The organism is Mannheimia granulomatis (assembly GCF_011455695.1).
Lineage (GTDB): Bacteria > Pseudomonadota > Gammaproteobacteria > Enterobacterales > Pasteurellaceae > Mannheimia > Mannheimia granulomatis_A.
This window is the reverse complement of the sequence record NZ_CP015030.1, coordinates 1,818,002-1,843,831: the sequence shown is the minus strand read 5'-3', so window position 1 is coordinate 1,843,831 and position 25,830 is coordinate 1,818,002. Positions and strand designations below refer to the sequence as shown.

Sequence of the window (25,830 nt, the reverse complement as noted above, 5' to 3'; positions counted from 1 at the left end):
TCATAGAATTTTTAAGAAAAAAGTAAAAAACAATGACAGAAAAAGTAATTAGTGCCGGTGTTCAATTTTTTACGATAAGTGAAGATGAGGCCGGACAACGTTTAGATAATTTTTTATTAGCCAAGCTTAAAGGTGTACCGAAAAGTTTGATTTATCGTATTGTGCGTAAAGGCGAAGTGCGGGTAAACAAAGGGAGAATCAAGCCGGAATATAAATTACAGACGGGAGATATTGTACGTGTTCCTCCTGTACGTGTAGCGGAAAAAAATGAGCCACAAATTTCTACAAAACTTAATAAAGTCGCGGAGTTGGAAGCGCAAATTTTATATGAGGACGAAGTGCTGCTTGTGATCAACAAGCCATCGGGCATTGCGGTGCATGGCGGCAGTGGCTTAAGCTTTGGTGTGATTGAGGCTTTACGAGCGTTGCGTCCACAAGCCCGTTTTTTAGAGCTGGTTCACCGTATTGACCGCGATACTTCCGGTATTTTATTGGTGGCAAAAAAACGCTCGGCACTTCGTAGCCTACACGAACAACTACGTGAAAAGGTAGTACAAAAAGATTACTTGGCATTGGTGCGAGGGCAATGGCAGGCACATACTAAAGTGATTAAAGCTCCACTATTGAAAAATGAGTTAGCGAGCGGCGAACGCATTGTGCGAGTGAGCGAGGAGGGTAAACCTTCTGAAACCCGTTTTAGTATTGAAGAACGCTATGCAAATGCCACTTTAGTCAAAGCATCTCCGGTAACAGGGCGGACTCACCAAATTCGTGTGCATACCCAATACGCCGGCCACCCTATCGCGTTGGACGATAAATATGGTGATAGCGAATTCGACAGCAAAATGAAAGCAGCCGGCTTACACCGTCTGTTTCTACATGCCTATTCCATCCGCTTCGAACACCCGAAAAATGGGGAAGAAATGGTGATTACTGCACCACTTGATAAAACTCTCAAGAGTGTGTTGGCGAAATTAAGAGTGGAGAAGTAAGATGAAAATCCATTTCAAAAATCTGCAAAAAAATGACCGCTTGTTAGATTTGACCCAGCCACAAATTATGGGGATTTTAAACTTTACGCCTGATTCTTTTTCTGATTCGGGTCAGTTTTTTTCGCTAGATAAAGCCCTCTTTCAAGCGGAAAAAATGCTAAAAGAGGGAGCAAGCATTATTGATATTGGTGGGGAATCTACACGCCCGAATGCGGAAATTGTTACCCTTGATCAAGAGTTAGAGCGGGTTGTGCCTGTGGTAGAAGCGGTGCGTTCCCGTTTTGATTGCTTAATTTCGGTGGATAGTTCTAAGGCGGAAGTGTTTAAGCAAGCCGCACTTGTGGGGATGGATATCATTAATGATATTCGCTCATTAACCGAACCGAATGCATTGGAAACTGCTGTTGAATTAGGGTTGCCGGTCTGTTTAATGCACATGCAGGGCAATCCGCAAACTATGCAGCAAAAACCTGAGTATGATGATGTATTAGAAGAGGTAGCGGATTTTTTAAATCAGCGAATTTTTGCCTGTATCAACGCAGGTATTCCCAAAGAGCATATTATCTTAGACCCCGGTTTTGGCTTTGGCAAAACGGTTCGCCACAACTACCAGTTATTAAAACACCTTAAAGCCTTCGTAGACTCCGGGTTCCCTGTACTAGCCGGGCTTTCACGAAAATCAATGATTGGCTCTGTGTTGGATAAGCCTGTTGAGCAGCGAGTGATTGGCTCGGTAGCAGGAGCATTATTGGCTGCTCAAAATGGGGCGAAAATCTTACGGGTTCATGATGTTGCTGAAACCGCTGATGCTCTTAAAATTTGGCAGGCAATGTTAGAATCAGATAATTAAAGAGAGGAAATAGATGACAACTTTAGTTTATGGCATTAAAAATTGTGATACGGTGAAAAAAGCCTTGAAATGGCTGGAAGAGAATAACCAACAACCTCAACTGCACGATTACCGTGTAGATGGCTTAAATGCTGATTGGTTGGTAGAAATGGAGGCTACGTTCGGTTGGGAAAATTTAGTCAATAAACGCAGCACAACTTGGCGAAATTTAGATGATGAGCTGAAAAATAATTTGAACCGTGAAACGGCATTAAAGGTTATAACCGAACAACCTACGTTGATTAAGCGTCCGATTGTGATTCAAAATGAAATTGCCTTGCTTGGGTTTAATGAGAAGGAATACCAAGCGGCTTTTGCTCGTTAAATTTCCTTATTTGCAAAAAATTAACCAAAAATAACCGCTTGTAATCTTATGAAAAACGAAATTATCTCCCTTGCACAAAATTTGATCCGCCGTGATTCTATCAGCCCTCAAGACAAGGGCTGCCAACAAGAAATTGCCGAACGGTTGGAAAAAGTGGGGTTTACCCTTGAGTGGTTGCCTTTTGGTGACACTTTGAATTTATGGGCAACTCATGGAATAGAAAATGGTGAGGCCGAGCCTTGTGTTGCTTTTGCAGGGCATACCGATGTCGTGCCTGTGGGGACGGAGAGCCAATGGACTTATCCTCCGTTTTCTGCTCACATTGTGGATAATGTTTTATACGGACGTGGTGCTGCAGATATGAAAGGCTCGCTGGCAGCCTTGGTTGTAGCGGCAGAGCATTTTGTGAAAAATAACCCAAATCACAAAGGCAAAGTGGCATTGTTGATTACTTCCGATGAAGAGGCGGCTGCTAAAGACGGTACGGTAAAAGTGGTGGAAACTTTAATGGCTCGTAATGAAACCATCCATTACTGTGTGGTGGGGGAGCCTTCTTGCGGTAAAGTATTGGGCGATATACTTAAAAACGGTCGCCGTGGTTCGATTACGGCTGATTTATATATCGAAGGGATTCAAGGTCATGTAGCTTATCCACACCTTGCGGAAAATCCAGTGCATACGGCTTTAGGCTTTTTAACAGAACTCACGAGCTACCAATGGGATAACGGCAATGAATTTTTTCCGCCGACCAGTCTTCAAGTGGCGAATATCAAAGCTGGCACAGGCAGCAATAATGTGATTCCGGGCGAGCTTTATGTGCAATTTAATTTACGTTATTGCACTGAAGTGACAGATGAGAGCATTAAAGCTAAGGTTACGGAAATGTTAGAAAGACATGGCTTAAAATATCGTATTAGCTGGAATTTATCGGGCAAACCTTTCCTTGCCGGAGATGGAAAATTGGTTGAGGCTGCCGTACAAGCGGTCGAAAATGTGACAAAAATTACGCCTCGACTAGATACCGGTGGCGGTACTTCAGATGGACGTTTTATCGCCTTAATGGGGGCAGAAGTAGTAGAGTTTGGGCCTTTGAATGCGACAATTCATAAAGTAGATGAGTGTGTAAGTGTAGAAGATCTGGCTAACTGTGGAGAGATTTATTACCAAATATTAGAAAATTTATTAAACGGTGAATAGGTTTATATTTCTGTAGCTATTTTGTTAAACGAGGATTAAACTATCACCAGTTTTCTATTTTAATATTTAAAGGTAAATCTTATGCAACTCTATTCTTATATTTGTTTGCTGTTCGGGCTTGCAATGTTTATTTCGTTTGTTACAAGGAAACTTAATGAAAACATTCAAATAACCATTGCAATTACTGCCTCCGCCCTTATCGGTTCTCTCCTTATTCTCACTTTTGGTTCTCTAGGCTGGTTCAAAGTTGAACAACTCGCCACCTCAATTTATCAACAACTTGATTTTAAAAGCTTCTTATTAAACGGAATGCTTGGCTTCTTACTTTTTGCTGGTTCACTTGGCATTAAATTGCCTTTAATGAAAGAGCAACGTAGGGAAATTGCCGTTTATGCATTATTTTCCACTCTAGCCTCAACCTTTATGATTGGTGGTTTGGTGTATGGTTTAGCAATGCTGTGTGGTTTGGAGATTGGCTTTGTTTATTGTTTATTATTCGGAGCATTAATTTCACCAACCGACCCGATTGCGGTGCTTGCGATCATCAAAAGCTTGAAAGCCCCGAAACGCCTTTCTATGCACGTGGAGGGAGAATCTTTATTCAATGATGGTATCGGCTTAGTAATTTTTACAACTGTGTTTGCCGTCGCTTTTGGCGGACAAGAGCCAACTGTAGGAGGAATTACCCAGTTATTCTTACAAGAAGCAGTTGGCGGTATTGTGTTTGGTCTGATTACAGGCTATGTGGCTCATAAATTTATTTCTGCTACCGATGATGGAAGCTTAGAAATCTTGATTACTTTGACTATTCCAACAGTTGGCTTTGTAATGGCAAACTATTTGCACGTTTCAGGGGCTTTAACCATGGTAGTAGCAGGAATTATGATTGGTAACTGGACTCGCCGTACCGGATTTTCAGAACAAAGTCAGAAATATCTTGACCATTTTTGGGAAATGATAGACCACTCGTTAAACTACCTCTTATTCTTGTTAATTGGACTAAGTACGTTATTAGTTGATTTTACTTGGATTGGTGGCGTGCTTATGTTGGCTGCGATTCCAATTTGTTTATTATCTCGTTATGTGAGTTTGTGGATCCCATTCCAAGTATTGAAACGGTTCCGTACTTATAATCCTTATACTCTGAAAATTATGACATGGGGTGGATTGCGTGGCGGCTTAGGTTTAGCTATGGCTCTGGCTGTACCTACGGGGTCAGTCATGATTTCAAGCTCAGAAGGCAATATTGATGTTCGAGATTTAATCTTATTAATGACCTATTCAGTCGTTACATTCTCGATTCTGGTACAAGGTTCTACGGTTGAGCCAATGATTAAAAAATCGAAATTAGCTGACCCAAGAAGAGTTGCATTCAATAAACTGGGTGGACCGGACGATTTTATCCCACATATTTGATATAACTAAATACACTATCATTTTACTAAAGATTATTGGTGATTAACTTCTCTTTATATTTAAATACCTCTTCATTAATTTGAGAGGTATTTTTTATGTTATTAACAGGACTTTTATGCGGTTTCTTGCTTGGTTTTGTGATGCAGCGAGGCAGATTCTGTATTACAGGGGCATTTCGTGATCTTTATGTTACCAAAAATAACCGTATGTTTGTGGCATTATTAATTGCCATTACTGTTCAGTCTATCGGGATTTGGGTATTGTATGAAGCCGGTTCATTTACTTCACCGGCAGAAAATTTACCTCTATTGGCAGTAATTATCGGTGCTTTTTTATTCGGTATAGGAATTGTTTATGCTGGTGGTTGTGCAACAGGTACTTGGTATCGTGCCGGTGAAGGGTTAATTGGAAGCTGGGTAGCATTAATTATCTATGGACTATTTTCTGCTTCTATGCGAACCGGGGTATTAGCACCGTTAAATCAAGGTTTAAAAAGTAATGTAATTGAACAACGTACTATTCATGAAACATTAGGAATTTCCCCTTGGGTTTTAGTTTTTATTTTAACAGCGGTTACTTTAGTTCTGGCAATCCGCCATTTAAAAAAGCCAAAAGGTAAAACTATTGCGTTAAAACCTCGTAAAACAGGATTGGCCCATATTCTGTTTGAAAAACGTTGGCATCCGTTTGTAACGGCTATTTTAGTCGGCTTAATTGCATTACTGGCTTGGCCGCTTAGTAATTTAGCAGGTAGAAATTTCGGTTTAGGGATCACCACACCAAGTGCAAATGTTATTCAATATTTTGTTTTTGGTGATGATAAATTTATTAATTGGGGTGTATTTTTAGTTTTTGGCATTCTGATTGGTTCGTTTGTTGCCGCAAAATTATCAAATGAATTCCGTTTCAGAGTACCAGATGCAACCACAATGTTACGTAGTGCGGGAGGTGGTGCATTAATGGGAATTGGTGCGAGTCTTGCCGGAGGCTGTTCTATTGGTAATGGTTTAGTAGAAACTGCTTTTTTCTCATGGCAAGGTTGGCTCTCATTACCGATAATGATTTTAGGTACATCTGTTGGCGCTTATTTCACCATTATTCGCCCACAACGTTTAAAAGGTTAATTTTTTAGAGGAGTATATTATGAATATTCGCTTACCTGCATCAGGTCTGGTTTGCCCTTTTCCATTAGTTGAAGCAAAAGCAGCAATGGCTAAGTTAAATAAAGGCGATAGTTTAACCATTGAATTTGACTGTACTCAAGCAACAGAAGCGATCCCAAACTGGGCAGAGGAAGAAGGCTATGATGTAACGGATTATCAGCAAATTGGCAATGCATTATGGGAAATTACAGTTGTGAAGTAACAATCCTCAGTAAAGTAAATATATTATTAACAACATTAACGCCACTAGCCTAGCTGGCGTTAATGATTTTTAGCCCTGCTGATTCAGATATCTTCCTTTTAATTGTTATTGACAATTAAAATAATAAATATTAATCACTTTTGCCAAATAAAAATTCCTCATATAATTAGCGACACAATAGCTATCCTCTATTGAAGTTACAATAATTCTCTTTTCGATAAAACCTATATTTTAAAAGGACAATTCAATGAAAGAACAAACAGCTGGCTGCCCATTCCATGGTAGCGTAACCTCCGATCAACAAGGTCCTATGGCTTGGTGGCCAAAAGCCTTAAACTTAGACATTCTTCACCAACACGATAAAAAAGTGAACCCATTAGGTGAAGACTTCAACTATGCAGAAGAGTTGAAAAAATTAGACGTTGAAGCGTTGAAAAAAGATATTGAAGCAGTATTACGTGACAGCCAAGACTGGTGGCCTGCAGACCACGGTTACTACGGTGGTTTAATGGCTCGTTTAGCGTGGCACTCAGCAGGTTCTTACCGTGCGGCTGATGGTCGTGGTGGTGGTAACACTGGTAACATCCGTTTTGCGCCATTAGCAAGCTGGCCAGATAACGCAAGCTTAGATAAAGCTCGCCGTTTATTACAACCAATCAAATTAAAATATGGTAACAAAATCTCTTGGGCTGACTTAATCATCTTAGCTGGTACGATGGGTTACGAAGCAGCGGGTTTAAAAACCTTCGGTTTCTCTTTTGGTCGTGAAGACATTTGGCATCCTGAAAAAGACGTTTACTGGGGTTCTGAGAAAGAGTGGTTAGCACCAACCGGTTCAGAAGGCAGCCGTTGGTCAGGTGACCGTGAATTAGAAAACCCATTAGCCGCAGTAATGATGGGCTTAATCTACATCAACCCAGAAGGTGTGGACGGCAACCCAGATCCAATCAAAACTGCCCGTGATATGAAAATCACTTTCAAAGCAATGGGTATGAACAACGAAGAAACCGTTGCATTAGTGGCAGGTGGCCACACTATCGGTAAACAACACGGTAACTACAAAGGTACTGTAGGTGCAGAGCCAGAAGCAGCAGATTTAACAGAGCAAGGTTTAGGTTGGGCAACCACCGCTCCGGGTAAAATGACGTCTGGTATTGAAGGTGCGTGGACAACTAACCCAAACCGTTGGGACAACGAGTTCTTCAAATTACTCTTCAAATACGAAGACAAATTTGAAATCGTTCGCTCACCAGCTGGTGCAAAACAGTGGGAACCAACTGAAATGGATCCGGAAGATATGCCGTGCGACCAAAACGATCCATCAATCAAACGTAAAATTACGATGAACGATGGTGATATGGCGTTAATTAAAGACCCAGAGTACCGCAAAATTTCTGAGCGTTTCCGTGACGACCAAGCGGCATTTGATGATGCGTTTGCTCGTGCGTGGTTTAAATTAACTCACCGTGATATGGGGCCAAAATCTCGCTACATCGGTCCATTAGTACCAAGTGAAGATTTAATCTGGCAAGATCCGATTCCGGCACCAAAACACGTTCCAAACGAAGCTGAAATCGAAGGCTTAAAAGCAAAAATCTTAGCAAGCGGCTTAACTTCACAAGAGTTAATCGCAACTGCATGGGATTCTGCTCGTACCTTCCGTCAATCAGACTACCGTGGTGGTGCAAACGGTGCACGTATCCGTCTTGCTCCACAAAAAGACTGGATCGGCAACGAACCTGAGCGTTTAGCGAAAGTATTAGCAGTGTATGAGAAATTATCTGCTGAAACCAATGTATCTATCGCAGACTTAATCGTACTTGGTGGTACAGCTGCGGTTGAACAAGCAGCGAAAGCAGCAGGTGTGAACATCACTGTTCCATTCGCAGCAGGCCGTGGCGATGCATTACAAGAGCAAACAGACGTAGAAAGCTTCGAATACTTAAAACCGGTTCACGATGGTTTCCGTAACTTCCAAGAAGGTCACTACGCACCACAACCGGAAGAGTTATTGTTAGACCGTGCTCAATTAATGGGCTTAACTGCAGTTGAAATGACGGTATTAGTGGGTGGTTTGCGTGTATTAGGTGCAAACTTTGGTGGCAGCAAACACGGCGTATTCACTGACCGTGTAGGCGTATTAAGTACTGACTTCTTCCGCAACTTAGTCGATATGAGTAACCGTTGGGAAGCAACAGGTCGTAACAGCTATAACATCGTTGATCGCAAATCTGGTGAGACCAAATTCACTGCGACACGCGTTGACTTAGTATTCGGTTCTAACTCAATCCTCCGTGCTTACGCAGAAGTTTACGCACAAGACGATGCACACGAGAAATTCGTGAAAGACTTCGTGAATGCGTGGGTGAAAGTGATGAACGCAGACCGTTACGATCTGAAAAAATAATCTGACGGATTAGATAAGAAACCCTGATGGCAAAAGCCGTCAGGGTTTTGTTTTTTATATAAATATCAAATAATATATCTCTATAAATCCACGAAAATAATTCTGCTCGCCTTTTTCTTTTGTGACCGATTCCGCTATAATCGCTCTTATTTATTACTTATTTAAGGAATTGCACATGCTATACCCAAGTGAAGAGTTTTTATATGCGCCGGTTGAATGGACAGATCATAGCGAAGGCTATACGGATATTCGTTACCACAAATCGGCAGATGGTATTGCTAAAATTACTATTAATCGCCCGGAAGTGCGTAATGCTTTTCGTCCACATACAGTAAAAGAGATGATTCAAGCGTTTTCTGATGCACGTTTTGATGAAAAAATCGGTGTAATCGTATTAACCGGTGAAGGGGAATACGCTTTCTGTGCTGGTGGTGACCAAAAAGTGAGAGGCGACTACGGCGGTTATAAAGATGATAGCGGTGTGCATCACTTAAATGTGCTGGATTTCCAACGTGATATCCGTTCTTGCCCGAAACCAGTGGTGGCAATGGTGGCTGGTTATGCTATCGGTGGTGGGCATGTTCTGCATATGTTATGTGATTTAACCATTGCGGCAGATAATGCTAAATTTGGTCAAACCGGCCCGAAAGTAGGATCGTTTGATGGTGGCTGGGGGGCAAGCTATATGGCTCGCATCGTTGGTCAGAAAAAGGCTCGCGAAATTTGGTTCTTATGCCGTCAATATAACGCACAAGAAGCCTTAGATATGGGGTTAGTGAATACTGTTGTACCTTATGCGGATTTAGAAAAAGAAACTGTGCGTTGGTGTCGTGAAATGCTGCAAAACAGCCCGATTGCTTTACGGTGCTTAAAAGCTGCATTAAATGCAGATTGTGACGGACAAGCCGGTCTTCAAGAATTAGCAGGGAATGCCACAATGTTGTTCTATATGACGGAAGAAGGTCAGGAAGGTCGCAACGCTTTTAATGAAAAACGTGAGCCGGACTTCAGCAAATTCCGCCGTAATCCGTAATTTACGCTAATACAAGCGGTCGATTTTTACTAATTTTTTGCAAAATCTGACCGCTTATTTTTCTATATTTAAGTTAATTTTATGTCAGACGTTGAGTTAAACGAACAGAGCCAAGAATCAGAGCATAAGTCAAAAAAGCGAAGCTATTTTTTCTCTACTTTACTAAAGCTTGGGCTGATTGGAGCTTGTAGTATCGCTTTTTATGGGATTTATTTAGACGGAAAAATCCGCAGCAAAATGGATGGGCAGGTATGGGAATTACCTGCTGAAGTGTATGCTCGTATCGAAAGCATTAAAATTGAAGATAACTTAACACTTGAGCAAGCTAAGCAGGCGCTGCTGGATAATGGCTATCGCCAAGTATCACAAGTGGCAACACCAGGGGATTTCAAAATTGAAGAAAATCGTTTGGTGCTGTTACGCCGTGCTTTCCCCTTTCCGGAAACACCGGAGTCTCAACGTGTACTGCGTTTAACATTTAAAGATGACAAATTAACTTATATCGAAGATTTAGTACAAGGCAAGCTAATTGAAGAATTCCGTTTAGATCCGAAATTACTTGCAATGTTGCATTCTGATAGCGATGAGGAACGTCAGGCATTACGTTTGCAAGAATACCCTCGTTTGTTAATTGAATCGTTGATTTTAACCGAAGACAGACGTTTTTATCAGCACGATGGTATCAGCCCGATTGGTATTGCTCGTGCTTTAATTACCAATTATCAAGCTGGTAGAACGGTGCAGGGTGGTAGTACGTTAACTCAGCAATTGGTTAAAAATCTGTTTTTAACCAATGAGCGTTCATTGGTACGTAAAATCAACGAAGCCTTGATGTCAGTGATTTTGGACTTCCGTTACGATAAAAACCGCATTTTGGAAACCTACTTAAATGAGATTTATTTAGGGCAAAACGGTAGTTACCAAATTCACGGTTTTGCTTTGGCAAGTCAGTTCTATTTTGGCCGCCCGATTCAAGAGATCAGTTTAGACCAAATTGCGTTGTTAGTGGGAATGGTAAAAGGTCCATCACTTTATAATCCATGGCGAAACCCGCAAGGAGCAATTGAGCGACGAAATGTAGTGCTGCGTTTATTGCTAGACCATCAAGTGATTAACCAAGAAATTTACGATATTTTAAGTATGCGTCCGCTTAATATGCGTGAAAAAGGTACGATTTATCGTGAACAGCCCGCATTTATGCAGGCGTTAGCACTTGATCTGAAAAATGAGCTGGGAGAGGTAAAGTCTGCACAATTATCCGGTACAAAGATTTTTACAACCCTTGACCGTAAACAGCAACGTTCCGCTGAACAAGCGGTGATCACAGGGTTAGAAGATCTGGAAAATAAAGATAAAAAAGTGACGGATCTGCAATCAGCCATTGTAGTGGCAGAGTATCGTACCGGTAAGGTTAGAGCAATTGTGGGTGACCGCTTAACTCAATTTGCCGGCTTTAATCGTGCGATTCAGTCAAAACGTCAAATCGGTTCTTTGGTTAAGCCTTCGATTTACGCGATTGCATTGGCTCAACCTGAATTATTTCGTCTGAATACGCCGATTCAAAATAAACAGATTTCGATTAAAGTGGGATCAAACTACTGGACACCGCGAAACTATGACCGCAGCTTTAGTGGTTCGGTAATGTTTATGGATGCCTTGGTGCGTTCGTTGAATATCCCAACAGTGAATATTGGGATGAAAGTGGGCTTGAAAAAAGTGATAGCCAAGCAAAAAGAGATGGGCTGGGACAATGCAGAAATTCCCGCTTATCCATCCACATTGCTCGGGGCTTATTCTATTTCCCCTTATGATGTCACACGTTCATATCAGGTGATTGCCAATGAAGGGTTAAAAACACCATTAACCACCATTGAGGCGATTATTTCGCATAACGGGGAAATGTTCTATCAGCGTGATGCTCAAAAAGTAAGTGAGCAAGTGCTTCCACCTGAAGCAGCGGTACAAACAATGTATGCAATGCAACAGGTGGTTGAGCGAGGTACAGCCCGTAGTCTGCAAAATGATTTTGTTAAATTAAAATTAGCAGGTAAAACAGGGACAACCAATAATGCCCGTGATACTTGGTTTGTTGGTATTGATGGCGAGCATGTTACTACTGTATGGCTGGGTAAAGATAATAATGGTGATACTAACTTAACCGGCTCAAGCGGTGCTTTATATGTGTATAAACAATATCTTGAAAGAGCATTACCTCAAGCTTATAAATTACCGAAATTAAACACAATTCAATGGGTAGGTATTAACAGTTACGGTAGCTGGAACTGCGATAGTGGACGGCAAATTCCGGTATGGCGTGATAGAGGGCAGCGTTACTGTACCAGTAGCGGTACGGTGATCGCCTCTGAGAAACCAAGTGTATGGGATGCGCTTTCACTTAAAAAAGAAAATAACTTAAATCCTAAAGCTGATGAGGCCGAGGGGCAGCAGAATATTCCTAGTGAGGAAGTTGCACCAAAAGAATAGGAATAAATTTAATAGTTATTATCATTTGAATGTTTATAGTTAATTGATTTTAATTATCAAGCGTATATATTATAATCATTTGCTATTTGAAGTTTGGCGCAGTAATATAGCAATACAAATTAAGCAGAGGCTTAATTTCAATTTAACTATAAGATAAGAGGAACATATTATGGCAATGTCAAATATCGGTTTAGATAGAGAAGTCGCAAAAAAATTAGCAGATGAGTTAAACGGTTTATTAGCAACTTATCAGGTGTTTTATACAAATGTACGTGGTTATCACTGGAATGTTCGTGGCGTGAATTTCTTTGAATTACACGCAAAGTTTGAAGAAATTTATGATGATTTAGTCGCTAAAGTAGATGAAATTGCAGAACGTATTTTAACTTTAGGCCATACACCAAACAATGCATTCAGCCAATATTTAACACAATCAAAAATTAAAGAACATATCGGCGTTTCAGCCGCTCAAGAGTGTTTACGCGGTACTTTAGACGGTTTCAAAACTTTGCTTGCACAGCAACGTGAAATTCTTAACCTTGCAAATGATGCGAATGATGAAGGTACTGCTTCTCAAATGAGTGACTACATCAAAGAGCAGGAAAAATTAGTATGGATGTTCACTGCAGCTTGTGCAGAATGTTCAGATTACTCAAAAGGTTGCTCTTGTAACTAATTTGCAATAATCGCCATTAACCCCGATAATTCCTATCGGGGTTTTATTTTTTGAAATGAAGTGATGTCAAAAGGTTTCCAATTTAAACAGTTTTTTATTCAGCACGATAAATGTGCGATGAAGGTCAATACAGACGGAATTTTGCTTGGGGCAATTGCTTGCATTGAAAACTGTCGGCAGATTTTAGATTTAGGCACAGGCTCCGGCTTAGTGGCGATAATGCTAGCACAACGCACCAAGGCTGATTGCCAAATATTCGGCGTTGAATTAGAGCCTAACGCCTATCTGCAAGCGGTCGAAAATGCCCGAAATTCTGCATGGGCAAAGCGTATTACGATCAGGCAGGGGGATGTAATACAACAAAGCTTTGAGGTTAAATTTGATTTAATTGTGAGTAACCCACCCTATTTTGCCGATAGCCTGGCGAGCCGAAGCGAAGAAAGGGATTTGGCGAGAGCTGTTATGTCTCACACTTATTTAGATTGGCTAAAAAAAGCGAAAAATTGGTTGTCTGAACATGGCAGAATCACGTTAATTTTACCAACAGGAGCTGCACAAAGGCTTATTGCTCAAAGTAGCCAAATTAATCTGTATTGTATTGAGGAATGGAAAGTGTGTACCAAAGTAGGTAAGCCTGCCAAGCGGATGATTGTGAGTTTTAGTTTACAAGCGCTAGCTTGTAAGCAAAAAGAAATTGTGATTTACGATGCAGAGAATAAATATACCGCAGAATTTAAGACTTTTACGCAAGATTTCTATCTGAATTTTTAAGCGTACTAATTGCTATTATGATGTGTAGAGGGAGGGCTTAACCCTCCCCTCCCAATGCAAGGTAAATTTATTTCCCTAAATTATCAAAGAATTTTTTTACCCCATCAAAAAAACCTTCGTGTTTCGGGCGATGTTTACCTTTACCGCCTAAACTTTCTTCAAATTGACGTAATAAGGCTTTTTGTTCATCATTTAAGTTCACCGGCGTTTCAATAACTACTTTACAGATTAAATCACCTGCATAACCGCCTCGAGGGCTAGGCACGCCTTTACCCCGCACACGGAAGAGTTTGCCGGTTTGGGTTTCTGCCGGAATTTTAAGTTTGAGCTTGCCGTCTAAAGTTGGTACTTCAATTTCGCCACCCAATGCTGCAAGGGTAAAGCTGATTGGCACTTCGCAGTAGAGATTTGAGCCGTCACGCTCAAAAATATCGTGATCTTTAACGTGAATGACCACATATAAATCGCCTGCCGGTGCACCATTTTCGCCTGCAGCCCCTTCGCCGGATAAGCGAAGTTGGTTGCCGGTGTCCACTCCAGCCGGAATGGTGACAGACAGATTTTTCGCTTTTTGTACACGACCATCACCGTGGCAAGTGCGACAAGGTTTTTCAATGCGTTTACCTGTGCCATGACAACTTGGGCAGACCGCTTCGGTGACAAAGAAGCCCTGCTGGCGCCGAATTCGTCCTGTGCCATGACAGTGGGAGCAGGTTTCTACCTTGCTACCGGCTTCTGCCCCGCTACCGTGGCAGGTATCACATTCAGCTAAGGTTTGGATACGAATATCTTTTTTGCAGCCTTTTACCGCTTCTTCTAGCGTGATTTCAATGTCGTAACGTAAGTCATCGCCACGCACCACACGGCTGCGGCGACCGCCACCACCAAAACCACCACCAAACATTTCGCTAAAAATATCTTCAAAGCCGCCAAAACCACCACCGCCGAAGCCTCCGAATCCGCCATTGCCACCGCCTTGTTCAAAAGCAGCGTGACCATATTGATCATACATTGCTTTTTTCTCGCTGTCGGTTAAGACTTCATAAGCTTCGGTAATCTCTTTAAATTTTTCTTCCGACTCTTTGCTGCCTTGGTTTTTATCCGGGTGGTGCTTTGCCGCCAAACGTTTATAGGCTCGTTTGATGTCTTTCTCACTCGCACCTTTATCAAGCCCAAGGACTTCGTAATAATCTTTTTTCGCCATAGTTTTTCCGTGTTTGTAAATTTTTTTATGTTTTTGACCGCTTGTTTTTTTGCTCCCCTCTTTAGCAAAGAGGGGCAGGGGGAGATTTATTCGCTTCGCTCACACTATGTGCCGTTGCTAAAGCAACGTTCAAACTCAAGCGTTTGTGGCAGAAGTGATTTACGCTCATACGAAATTTTGAAATCGTAATCAAATCTCCCCTAAACCCTCTTTTCTAAAGAGGGGGATTAGATCTCCGGTTATCTTAACAATGCGGATTCACCGCAATATAAATCTCGACTTTGCCTTCTGGCAGATGTTTTTCAAAATCAAGCGTATAAGCACGCTTTAATAAACCTTGTTTAGAACGGTTTTCAAGGTTCGCCCAAGTTTCTGCCAGCAAGGCTTCTGTGGTTGGAATTGTTTCAAACCAAATAAAATCCTCTATTAAAATCGGTGTGTGACCGTTTTCTACTTCCGTTGCAATAATCGTTTTTGTTGTTTTCCGATCATAAATTTTATAGAACGGTGCTTGCACGTTTTCGGATGTGGGATAGAGTTTTAGCATTTGCAAAATTTTCTTAAAAAATCACCGCTTGTTACGATTGTTCTTCTAAACTAAACACCTGCTTTTTCAGAATTTCATCAATTTGAATGCGGCTTAAACCTGTATCAACTAATGTTTGTTCTAAAACCTGTAACTGCTTTTCAAATTTTTCTCGTGCTTTATGCACGTTGTAGGCGATGAAATCTGCATTTAAATCACTTTCAATCCGATAAAATTTGATATTCGATACACAAGGGTAAAACCACTTAAATTTTGCGGTAAGCTCTTGAATTGCAATGGTTCCATGAGCCTCACTAATGCCTTCATTACCTAAATAAACGCTCCCTTGCAAATTTTCAAAGCCGTGCTGTTTCAATACGTTGCGAATATCGTAATAGGCATTATTGAATGTATTGCCGTGGTAGTTTTCTTTTAGACAATTGGTGTCCATATCGAAAGTGATGAGGTATCGGCTCATAATGTTACCTTTTGCAAAATTTTCTTAAAAAATCACCGCTTGCACAGCGCCGGAGGGCTATGCGTAACCTAGCACGGATTATGCTAGGTTATATGCAAAAGGGGCGAAAGATGTTTCGCCCCTACAGGTCTGGGAAAGATTATTTATTATCTTTCACTTCTTCAAATTCCGCATCTACCACGCCATCATCTTTTTGAGCTTGTTGTGGTTGCTCGCCGGCTTGGGCTTTTGCTTGAGCGGCTTGCATTAGCGGTTCTGAGGCTTTGATTAATGCTTCGATTTTCGCTTCGATATCAGCTTTGTCTTCGCCTTTTGCAGCAGTTTCTAACTCTGCAACAGCGGCTTCGATTTTAGCTTTATCGTCTGCATTTAACGCATCGCCTGCTTCGGAAATTTGTTTGCGGGTTGCGTGTGCGATACCGTCTGCTTGGTTACGGGTTTGCACTAACTCTTCAAATTTCTTATCTGCTTCTGCGTTAGCTTCCGCGTCACGTACCATTTGTTCCACTTCTTCATCGCTTAAGCCTGAAGATGCTTGGATTTTGATTTGTTGCTCTTTACCAGTATTTTTATCTTTCGCTGATACGTTGATAATACCGTTAGCATCAATATCAAAAGTTACTTCAATTTGTGGCATACCACGTGGTGCAGGGTTAATACCTTCAAGGTTGAATTGACCTAGAGATTTATTGTCCGTCGCACGTTTACGCTCACCTTGTAGAACGTGAATTGTTACTGCACTTTGGTTATCTTCCGCTGTTGAGAACACTTGCGATTTTTTCGTTGGGATCGTGGTGTTTTTCTCGATAAGCGTTGTCATCACGCCGCCCATTGTTTCGATACCTAATGAAAGTGGGGTAACGTCTAATAATAATACGTCTGTTACAGAACCGCTTAATACACCACCTTGTACTGCCGCACCAATTGCTACCGCTTCATCCGGGTTCACGTCTTTACGTGGTTCTTTGCCGAAGAAGTCTGCCACTTTTTTCTGTACTAATGGCATACGGGTTTGACCGCCCACTAAGATCACATCGTTGATTTCACCAACCGATAAGCCTGCATCTGCTAATGCTGTTTTTAACGGCTCTAATGAACGGTTTACCAAATCTTCCACTAGTGCTTCTAATTTCGCACGGGTTACTTTGATGTTTAAGTGTTTCGGGCCTGTTGCATCAGCGGTGATGTATGGAAGATTCACTTCAGTTTCTTGTGCAGAAGAAAGCTCGATTTTCGCTTTTTCTGCCGCTTCTTTCACACGCTGCATCGCCATTGGGTCGTTGCGTAAATCAACACCTTGTTCTTTTTGGAACTCTTCCACTAAGTAGTTAATTACACGGTTATCGAAGTCTTCACCCCCTAAGTGAGTGTCACCGTTGGTTGCACGCACCTCAAAGGTTTGCTCGCCGTCAAAGTTGTCGATTTCGATGATAGAAATATCGAATGTACCACCACCTAAATCGTAAACTGCGATAGTTTGGTTCTCTTTCTTAGAATCTAAACCGTATGCAAGAGCTGCCGCTGTTGGTTCGTTGATGATACGTTTAACATCTAAACCTGCAATACGCCCTGCATCTTTAGTGGCTTGACGTTGTGCATCGTTAAAGTACGCAGGCACAGTGATTACTGCTTCGGTTACCGGCTCACCTAAGAAATCTTCTGCGGTTTTCTTCATTTTTTTCAAAATTTCAGCAGAGATTTGTGGCGGTGCTAATTTTTCACCTTTTACTGTTACCCACGCATCACCATTATCTGCTTTGCTGATTTCAAACGGCATAATTTCAATATCGCGTTGTACTTCTGAATCGCTAAAACGACGACCGATTAAACGTTTAATTGCAAATAAAGTATTTTTCGGGTTAGTGATCGCCTGACGTTTTGCCGGCTGACCCACTAATGTTTCTTTATCGGTATAAGCAATAATTGACGGAGTTGTACGTGCACCTTCTGCGTTTTCAATTACGCGTGGTTTGTCGCCGTCCATTACTGCAACACAAGAGTTTGTTGTACCTAAGTCAATACCAATGATTTTACCCATTTTATGATTCCTCTAGTTATAAATTCATTTTTAAAAAGAAGCGAGATAATATTCCCGCTTAGACGAAACCATAAATAGGGGCAAAATTTAAGCCTTCAAGAGGGGAATTAAAAAAAATTGTAAAATTTTTGCAAAAAATAACCGCTTGTTGTGTGAGTTTGGCTATAAATTTACCTAAGTCTGCATAATCATTATGCGTTCTTATTTCAACTGTAGTAAAATATCGGGAAATTTTGTTCATTTTAAGGAAATTTTGGTGTGTGAATTAAGATGACTCTGAATGAACATTTTTGGATTGCAGATTCAAGGATAATTTGCCCAACTTTAACCCCCTTTTACAAGGATAGTCTCAGTTATGACAGCACCTACCTATCAGTTGATTATCACACATAATAATCAAATTGAAACCTTACCTTTAGACGATAAAAATCTCCTTACAATCGAGGCAAAAAGTAATACAAGTTATAAAATCACCAAAGATGGTGAGTTGCTTGAAGAAATCACCACTAAAACTGTAGGGGATGATCTCTATATTTATTTGCCAAATGAAGAAGCACCGATTCTACTTTTAGAAGACTATCATGATTACGTGCCGGTAACTGACCCGGCGACGTTAAAGCAGTTGGAAGCAAACATTGCAACTGCAACAGAAGTAATTACACCTTCAATGACCCTATTAAGCACATTAGGGTTTTCGGCATTAGGTCTTGCTGCATTAGGCAGTGTAGCACTTGTGAGTCGGGGTGGTAAGCAAGCCTCTACCTCTAATAGTAGCACTCAGCCAGAGCAACCGACTCAGCCGGAACAACCGACTCAACCTGAACAACCCGCTCAGCCGGAGCAACCAACTCAGCCGGAGCAACCAACTCAGCCGGAGCAACCAACTCAGCCGGAACAACCGACTCAACCTGAACAACCCGCTCAGCCGGAGCAACCAACTCAGCCGGAGCAACCGATTCAACCTGAACAACCCGCTCAGCCGGAGCAACCAACTCAACCTGAACAACCAACTCAACCGGAACAGCCAACTCAGCCGGAAAAACCAGCTCAGCCGGAACAACCGACTCAACCGGAAAAGCCGACTCAACCGGAAAAGCCGACTCAACTGGAACAGCCGACTCAACCGGAAAAACCAGCTCAGCCGGAAAAGCCGACTCAACCGGAAAAACCAGCTCAGCCGGAACAGCCAGCTCAGCCGGAACAACCAGCTCAACCGGAGCAGCCACCAAAGGAGGATGAACCGGTTAAACCAGCAATCACTATAAACTCGATCAATAATGGTTTGATCAACCAAGCAGACAGCAAAGGTAGCTTTGTGCTTTCGGGCGATATTACTCTTGCAGATTCGGCGACATCGCGCTCAGTCACTGTGTCGATTAACGGGATGGAGCAAGACGCACAAATTAGCGAAGATGGCAAATCTTGGCGTTTATTAGTTGCAGGCAGCGATTTGGCGAAAAATCAAGGCTTGCAAAACGTATCGGTCAAATTAGCTGCAGAGGAAAAAGGGCAGGCTGTATCCGCTGAAAATGCAACGACTTATAAGGTTGATACTCAAATCGAGAAGCCGGTGATAACTTTCAATAAAATTGCTGAAGATGACATTATTAACCTTGAAGAAAGTCGACAAGCGGTCAAAATTTCAGGAAATGTTGCAAATGCGAAAGTAGGTGATAAGGTTTTGATTAGTGTCGGCTCTATTTTGAAAGAAGTTGATATCGGCAGCAATGGCGAATTTAGCCTACTGGTTTCGGGTGAAACTTTAATCAATCACCGTAGCATTAGTGCCAGCGTAGTAACTGAAGATGAGGCAGGTAATACCGCAACAGCAAGTGCGAAAAAAGCCTACGAAGTGGATATTAATCCGCCTGTACCAACTTTAACACTTGATAAAGTAACGGGTGATAACGTAGTGGGATTAGGCGAGCAATATGCAGATCGCACCCAAACAACTTACAAGGATATTACGATCACCGGCAATATCGGTAATTTAGAAGTAAGCGATAATAAAAATCTTGTGCTAATGCTATGTGGTTGTACCCAGTGTGCAAACAGTCGAAAAGTATTGGATAACGCTAAATTAACCGAAGATGGTCAATTTAGTGTGGATGTTTCTCCTGAAGAATTGAAGAAATACACTTCGGTTGTTGCGGTGTTAAACAGCAGTGATAAAGCCGGTAATAAGTCAGAAGAGTTGGTGGCAAGTCAAGATTATACCGTTGATTTGCAAATCTATGAGCAAAAGCCAACAATCAAACTTAACCCAATTGCTACAGATAATAACATTAATGGTAGTGAGTATGGTCAAACAATTAAAATCACCGGCTCTGTTGATAAAATAAATCCACGTCAAGCGAATGTGAAATTGCAATTTATCAAAGATGGCAAGGTAGTGGCAGAAGTTAGTCCGACTTTTGAGAAAACAGGCACAACAGTAACGCCAAATTTTTCTTATAGCATTTCAGGTAAAGATTTGCATGAGAAATATGATACTGTCACGGCGGTATTAAATGCGGTCATACCCGCATTAAAAGATGGTCGTATTACAATGGAGCAAGTGTCTACGAGTGCAACGCAAAAATACATGAGTTCGCCGCATTCGCCAACTTGGAATAGTCTAAATTTGGTGGATGTAACATCGGATAATGTAATTGACAGTCAAGAAATACAAAAAGCAACGACGATTGTACGCGGCAATTATTCGGTTAATCTAAACCAGTATGCGTCTAACGGTGTTGGAGTGTATGTCAATTTACAATTAAAGGTGAATGACAAGCTTTACACTAAGAGGATGGACGGTGTAAGCGGTAACTTTGAAATCGAAGTGCTAACCAAAGATCTAATTGTGGATCAAGATAAAACTCTGAATTTAACTGCAACGGTACATGATACCGCAGGCAATACAGGGCAATCTAAAACGGCAACTTTGTCATATCAGGTGCAAGATTCGCACATTAATCAGCCTGAAATCACGATTGATGGGATTACGACTATCAACCAAGCTTATGCGTCACAAAATCCGATTACTCGTGTGAGTGGAAAGGTAAAAGTGGATGGTGATGTGTCGGAGGCAAATCAGACCGTAACTTTAACCGTGAATAACCAAGAGTACAATGTGATTCGCAAGGGTAATACTTGGTTTGTTGATGTAAAAACCTCTGAACTTGTTGCGGCAAATGGCACAGTATCAGCAAAAATTACAGCAACGGATTTGGTTGGTAATAAAGCTGAAAGTAGTGTTTTACAAACTTATGTAGTTGATGTAAATCCGCCAACTCCAACAATTCAACTGGATAAAGTGGGTGAGGATAATGTACTAACCACAAGTGAATTAGACCGCGATGTAGTGATTCGTGGCTCAGTAAGCGGTAACAGCCCAACGGATAAAGTTAAATTACAAATAGGCACGACAATTTATGAAGTCTCTATTACTGATGGCACATTTAGCCAAGCGGTGAATGCTGATATATTACGTGCAAACAGCCACGTTTCAGCTTCAATTGAAAGTACCGATATTGCAGGTAATGTAGGCAAAGCTGAAGCCAGCCAAGATTACCAAGTACAAGCGGTCGATATTCAGATTAAATTTGCAAATGTTACTACGGATAACTTGATTAATGTCACAGAACGTTTTGCTGATGAGATTGCGATTTCAGGACAATTAACCGGCAAGGATGCTCAACGAGGCAAAACCGTATTACTGACTATTAACGGCGTGCAGTATGCGACCGCAGTGGGAAATGATTTATCCTTTACCCTCAATGTCAGTGGTAAAACATTATTAGATAATCCGAATTACCGAATTGATGCACAGGTGCTAGATAGCGCTTTACAAATTCAGGCAACCAAATCGCACCAATATCAAGTGCAAGACCGTGCAGCAGCGGATATTCATATTACTAATGTCGGCGATGATTCCATTAGCGTAAACCAAGTTTACGGTGGCGTGCGTATCAGCGGTAAGCTTAATTTTAACGACAGCGTGTATAAACAGGGTTACAACGGTGATGCAATTAAAGCGTTGATCGTGGCTATTGATGGTAAAGAGTTCTCCGCAGGTTTTAACCGTGACGATTTCTCTTTTCATTTTGATGTGGAAAAATCGGCGTACGATAGCTTAGTAGGCAAATCGGTCAGCTACAAAATTCTGACCAATAATGCCCAAGATATCTACTATTTAAGCGGTACGGAAACGCAAAAAACATTCAACAAACTTGCGACTACCAGCGGATTGGCAAAATCAGAGCTGGCAAAAATCAGTGTAGAATTTGACAGCAACACTATTGCCAACAATATGGTACAGCCAGTGAAACAGCAAACACTGGTGAGCGGTGAGGTTTCCGGTACGGTACAAATTGGTGATACGGTGGAACTGGTTGTCGGCACGAAAACTTATGTCGGTGTCGTTGGGCAGGATAAACGCTTTAACATTGAGGTAGATAATGCCGAGTTAGCGAAATCCCATAGCCAAAAACTCACGGCAACCTTGATTACTAAGGATTTAGCCGGCAATACCCTGCGTGTGAATGATGTGGCGGAGATTGCTCTCACCGACACCGTTGGTAGCAAGTTTGTGAACCCACATACAGAAATACCATTAGAGAAAGATCGTAAAACCACTCACGGTGAAGAGGGCTACAACATTCCATATTTCGTCCACGCCATTGCGAGATCAGCTGACTTTAAAGCCGGCTATGTGAAGAAAATTCCGTTTGGTGGATATGACAGTAAAAAAGCGAATCCGACTGAGGCAACCGTGATCAAATATCACTTCGTCAATAATGCGGATTATGATAAGGGTTATCGTGATTCAGATATTAGTAATCGTGCGGCTTACTATGAATATACTGACAAAATGAAAGAACTCGTTCGTGCAGCCTACAAGCAGTACAACGATATTGCCAATATCCGCTTTGAAGAGACCGATATCCTTGAGGAAGCACACACTAAATTGTTGATTGCGGATTTCAGCAAACGGGATAAGGAAGATAGCCGTTTAGCCGGTGCAGGTGGTGTTGGCACATTAGGGGGCGATTTCATTCTGAATAGCGGCTTTGGCGGCGAAAGTATGTATGATAAATATACGGTATTCCACGAAATTTATCATACGCTCTCGGCACAGCATACCGATGATAAATTCTATAATTTCCGCAATGCACAAGGTAAACGCTATGCGGCGGGTGAAGACTATTCGACTGAGTTTAGTATTATGTCCTACGGTTTTGACTATGCGACCAAGCACCCGAATGTTTTTGGTTTATCCATTTATGACCTTGCCTTTATGCACTACCACTTCGGCGTGAGTTCAAATACCCGTACCGGTAATGATGTCTACGGCTTTAATCACTATGCTTCACAGGTCAAAGACGGTACAACCTACATTTGGGACGGCGGCGGTGTGGATACCTTCGATGCCTCTTACGAAAAAGAGGGCGTGATTGTAAACCTCACACCGGGATCATGGAACTACTACCGCTCACAATTCTCTCAAGCATTTATTGTGAAAGAGAAAGAAAAAGTCTCTGCTTATGACTACGCCAGCTATTTTAAAGAGCAAAATCTGGCGAATGTCAGTGTGGACGGCAATTTGACGTCAGATTTCTACCATACGGTTTACACCAAAGGGCAGTCATTTATCGGCTACGGCACGCAGATTGAAAACCTCAACGGCTCGAAATATGCGGATATCTTAATCGGCAACAAAGCGGATAATAATATCAGCGGCGGTGCAGGCGATGATAAGATCTACGGCGATGAGGGTAACGACTACTTAGACGGCGGTTTAGGTATCGATACGATGGAAGGCGGTGCAGGTAACGACCGTTATGTGGTAGATAATATTGCTGACAAAGTAATTGAAAAAGCTAATTCAGGCGAGAGCGACAGCGTTTACAGCAGCGTAACTTACACCTTATCAGAAAATGTGGAAAATCTCTCTCTTATCGGAAGTAATGATATTGATGCTACAGGTAATGATGGAAACAACATACTGATAGGTAATGACGGTAGTAACATATTGCGTGGCGACGGTGGTAATGACATCTTAGACGGGGGGCGAGGCAGCGATACGCTGATTGGAAGTATAGGCGAGGATATTTTCCGTTTTAGTTCTGTGCTTGATGGCTCGGTAGATAAAATCGACAATTTTGTGGTAAGCGAAGATAAGCTCCTGTTTGATGATGGTATCTTTACTGCATTAAGCGATGTAAATATCAGAAACCATATCCTATACGATAGTATAAGTGGTGAATTAAGCTATGATTCAGATGGTGCAGGTGCAATCAATGCGATCCACTTTGCAACCCTTAGTGTAGGGCTTGATGCAAACTTGATACGCTATGAGATTATTTAATTAGAGGCAAAATAGAGGACCTTACGTCAATACTGCCTCCGCTTTCGGAGGCAGATTTTTTTAAGGTATTATTGAGTGAAAAATGCAAAGTAGGAAGCAATATGAAATTAATCACTACCATTATTCAACCCTCAAAACTGGAGCAGGTGAGGGATGCTCTTTCAGAGATCGGTATTCAAGGAATGACCATTACAGAAGTCAAGGGTTTTGGGCGCCAATATGGGCATACGGAACAGGAGCTTTCCAAAATTAATACGGTTGATTTTCGTCCGAAAATTAAAGTGGAAGTGCTGATTTCTGATTACCAAAGTGATGAGGTGATTGATGCCATTTTAAATGCTTCTTATTCGGGACAGGTTGGTGATGGAAAAATTTATGTATCAAATATTGAGCAACTTATTCGCACCCGAACTGGTGAGACTGATGATGAAGCTGTGTGAGTATTATATACATTGTCTATTGATGAAATAAGCTGCTTAAGCCCTTATTTTGCAACATGTTTGCGCTATTTCGGAAATATCAAATAATTTTTCTTTCTATCATATATATTTTTCATATAAAAAATGCAAGGTAAATATTTCTTTCTAAGCTAAAAAACGATATCATAATAACCCAAATGTATTAAATCTGATGAAAAAAGTATATTATTTTATATGTTTATGATAAATACTCACATTAATAAAATTCTAAATTCTTCATTTTCTATTGCATTTTTAACAGTGATTAGCTTTTCCACAGCATATTGTTATGGCTGGGGACAAGCTATATTTCACGGTTATCCTTGGTGGCACGTTGAAATTAGCAATGCGAGCATGGCAAGAAGTCTGACTTATGTATGTGCTATTTCAGGGCTTTTATTCTTCTGCTATTCCTTAGGTTATTGCTTAATAAACAAGGTGTTTAAGCTACGGTACTTTCGCAACTTAGGTTGGCTGAGAGTTATTGTGTTGGTGTCAGTATTTGCAGTACCAGTGATACTTAGCTTTTACCTGTTTGTTGGTATTATACCGATTTACATTTCTATCACTTATGTTTTGGTTACAGGTGTTAGTGTGTTCTTCTTTCAAAAGAGATGGAACGATACAAAGCTAGACCTGGATTTCAGAAAAATGGTGGTGAAAGAAAATTTCTGGTTCTTCAACCTGTTCATTTTCCTATATTTTAGCTTGCTGGCACTCCATATTGGTTACCTGCGGGCAGATTTAAGAAATGTTTATGACTATATGGAAGTAGAAAATCAGAAGTATTACATTCTTTCTACCAATAGTGATAATGGTTACATAATGGGTAAGAAATCTAGAGACAATAAGGATTTTATCTTTTTCAATAGAGATACTCATAAGTATTATCATATTTATATTGAAAAATCTGACTAAAAAAAGACCGCTTGTAATCATACATCGAGGAAAATATGGCATTACATCGTTGCCCTGAATGTAGAAATCGCATTAGTGACAGCCTAGAAAGCTGTTTGCATTGTGGCTTCTCATTTAAAGAGGCGGACTTAGAGATTTACCGTCAGAAGCTGGAACAACGAAGATTGCATAATCAAGAGATCAACCGTAAAAGTGTAAAATTACAGCTGATCTGGCTGCTTGTTTTCATTGCGGTGATTGGCATAGCAAGTTGGATAACTCACCTTGGATAACCTACGTAAAGAAGCTCGGTATTTGCCGG

Annotated in this window: 20 protein-coding genes; 16 read left to right on the top strand and 4 right to left on the bottom strand. The window is 41.2% G+C overall.

Annotation, left to right across the window (positions count from 1 at the left end; all coding sequences use genetic code 11):
* Positions 1-32: 32 nt before the first annotated feature.
* The 12 genes from rluC (at position 33) to A4G16_RS08780 (ending at position 13,555) form a co-directional block, all read left to right on the top strand.
* The gene (gene rluC, locus A4G16_RS08835; protein ID WP_165889564.1) at positions 33-992 is read left to right on the top strand and encodes a 23S rRNA pseudouridine(955/2504/2580) synthase RluC; all 960 of its coding nucleotides are present in this window, start codon (positions 33-35) and stop codon (positions 990-992) included.
* A gap of 1 nt (position 993) precedes the next feature.
* A complete protein-coding gene (gene folP / locus A4G16_RS08830) occupies positions 994-1,842 on the top strand; it encodes a dihydropteroate synthase (protein ID WP_042802726.1) in 849 nt (282 codons plus the stop codon).
* Positions 1,843-1,855: 13 nt separating this feature from the next.
* Complete coding sequence (locus tag A4G16_RS08825; protein ID WP_165889563.1) at positions 1,856-2,206, top strand: ArsC family reductase; 351 nt, start codon at positions 1,856-1,858, stop codon at positions 2,204-2,206.
* A gap of 48 nt (positions 2,207-2,254) precedes the next feature.
* On the top strand, positions 2,255-3,403 hold the full coding sequence (dapE, locus tag A4G16_RS08820) for a succinyl-diaminopimelate desuccinylase (protein WP_165889562.1): 1,149 nt from the start codon (positions 2,255-2,257) through the stop codon (positions 3,401-3,403).
* 81 nt (positions 3,404-3,484) lie between these two features.
* The gene (locus A4G16_RS08815; protein WP_165889561.1) at positions 3,485-4,819 is read left to right on the top strand and encodes a cation:proton antiporter; all 1,335 of its coding nucleotides are present in this window, start codon (positions 3,485-3,487) and stop codon (positions 4,817-4,819) included.
* Between the two features lie 95 nt (positions 4,820-4,914).
* The gene (locus A4G16_RS08810; RefSeq protein ID WP_165889560.1) at positions 4,915-5,943 is read left to right on the top strand and encodes a YeeE/YedE family protein; all 1,029 of its coding nucleotides are present in this window, start codon (positions 4,915-4,917) and stop codon (positions 5,941-5,943) included.
* Between the two features lie 19 nt (positions 5,944-5,962).
* Positions 5,963-6,184 carry a sulfurtransferase TusA family protein gene (locus A4G16_RS08805; protein ID WP_165889559.1) on the top strand — a complete coding sequence of 74 codons (222 nt, stop codon included), beginning with the start codon at positions 5,963-5,965 and terminating at the stop codon, positions 6,182-6,184.
* 247 nt (positions 6,185-6,431) lie between these two features.
* Positions 6,432-8,591, top strand: a complete 2,160-nt coding sequence (gene katG / locus A4G16_RS08800; RefSeq protein WP_165889558.1) for a catalase/peroxidase HPI — start codon at positions 6,432-6,434, stop codon at positions 8,589-8,591.
* A gap of 175 nt (positions 8,592-8,766) precedes the next feature.
* Entirely contained in the window at positions 8,767-9,624 is an 858-nt protein-coding gene (menB, locus tag A4G16_RS08795) for a 1,4-dihydroxy-2-naphthoyl-CoA synthase (RefSeq protein ID WP_165889557.1), read from the top strand.
* Between the two features lie 81 nt (positions 9,625-9,705).
* Positions 9,706-12,108, top strand: a complete 2,403-nt coding sequence (gene mrcB, locus A4G16_RS08790) for a penicillin-binding protein 1B (protein WP_165889556.1) — start codon at positions 9,706-9,708, stop codon at positions 12,106-12,108.
* A 169-nt stretch (positions 12,109-12,277) separates the two neighbouring features.
* On the top strand, positions 12,278-12,784 hold the full coding sequence (locus A4G16_RS08785; RefSeq protein ID WP_027073562.1) for a Dps family protein: 507 nt from the start codon (positions 12,278-12,280) through the stop codon (positions 12,782-12,784).
* A gap of 63 nt (positions 12,785-12,847) precedes the next feature.
* The gene (locus A4G16_RS08780) at positions 12,848-13,555 is read left to right on the top strand and encodes a tRNA1(Val) (adenine(37)-N6)-methyltransferase (RefSeq protein WP_165889555.1); all 708 of its coding nucleotides are present in this window, start codon (positions 12,848-12,850) and stop codon (positions 13,553-13,555) included.
* A gap of 67 nt (positions 13,556-13,622) precedes the next feature.
* Here A4G16_RS08780 and dnaJ read toward each other — a convergent pair whose 3' ends face one another.
* From dnaJ to dnaK, 4 genes are all read right to left on the bottom strand, one after another.
* Positions 13,623-14,759 carry a molecular chaperone DnaJ gene (dnaJ, locus tag A4G16_RS08775; protein WP_165889554.1) on the bottom strand — a complete coding sequence of 379 codons (1,137 nt, stop codon included), beginning with the start codon at positions 14,757-14,759 and terminating at the stop codon, positions 13,623-13,625.
* A 244-nt stretch (positions 14,760-15,003) separates the two neighbouring features.
* A complete protein-coding gene (locus tag A4G16_RS08770) occupies positions 15,004-15,306 on the bottom strand; it encodes a hypothetical protein (protein ID WP_165889553.1) in 303 nt (100 codons plus the stop codon).
* A gap of 31 nt (positions 15,307-15,337) precedes the next feature.
* Positions 15,338-15,763 carry a virulence-associated protein VapD gene (locus tag A4G16_RS08765; protein WP_042802747.1) on the bottom strand — a complete coding sequence of 142 codons (426 nt, stop codon included), beginning with the start codon at positions 15,761-15,763 and terminating at the stop codon, positions 15,338-15,340.
* A gap of 139 nt (positions 15,764-15,902) precedes the next feature.
* Positions 15,903-17,801 (bottom strand): molecular chaperone DnaK, encoded by a 1,899-nt coding sequence (gene dnaK, locus A4G16_RS08760; RefSeq protein ID WP_165889552.1) that lies wholly within the window; start codon positions 17,799-17,801, stop codon positions 15,903-15,905.
* Between the two features lie 355 nt (positions 17,802-18,156).
* On the opposite strand from dnaK, the gene A4G16_RS08755 reads away from it, so the two are divergent.
* From A4G16_RS08755 to A4G16_RS08740, 4 genes are all read left to right on the top strand, one after another.
* Positions 18,157-24,153 carry an Ig-like domain-containing protein gene (locus tag A4G16_RS08755; protein WP_165889551.1) on the top strand — a complete coding sequence of 1,999 codons (5,997 nt, stop codon included), beginning with the start codon at positions 18,157-18,159 and terminating at the stop codon, positions 24,151-24,153.
* A gap of 101 nt (positions 24,154-24,254) precedes the next feature.
* Positions 24,255-24,593, top strand: coding sequence for a P-II family nitrogen regulator (locus tag A4G16_RS08750; protein ID WP_042802753.1), 339 nt, complete (start codon positions 24,255-24,257; stop codon positions 24,591-24,593).
* 213 nt (positions 24,594-24,806) lie between these two features.
* Positions 24,807-25,529: a hypothetical protein gene (locus tag A4G16_RS08745; RefSeq protein ID WP_237052368.1), complete on the top strand. Its 723-nt coding sequence runs from the start codon at positions 24,807-24,809 to the stop codon at positions 25,527-25,529.
* A 35-nt stretch (positions 25,530-25,564) separates the two neighbouring features.
* A complete protein-coding gene (locus A4G16_RS08740) occupies positions 25,565-25,801 on the top strand; it encodes a zinc ribbon domain-containing protein (RefSeq protein ID WP_165889550.1) in 237 nt (78 codons plus the stop codon).
* Positions 25,802-25,830: the final 29 nt, after the last annotated feature.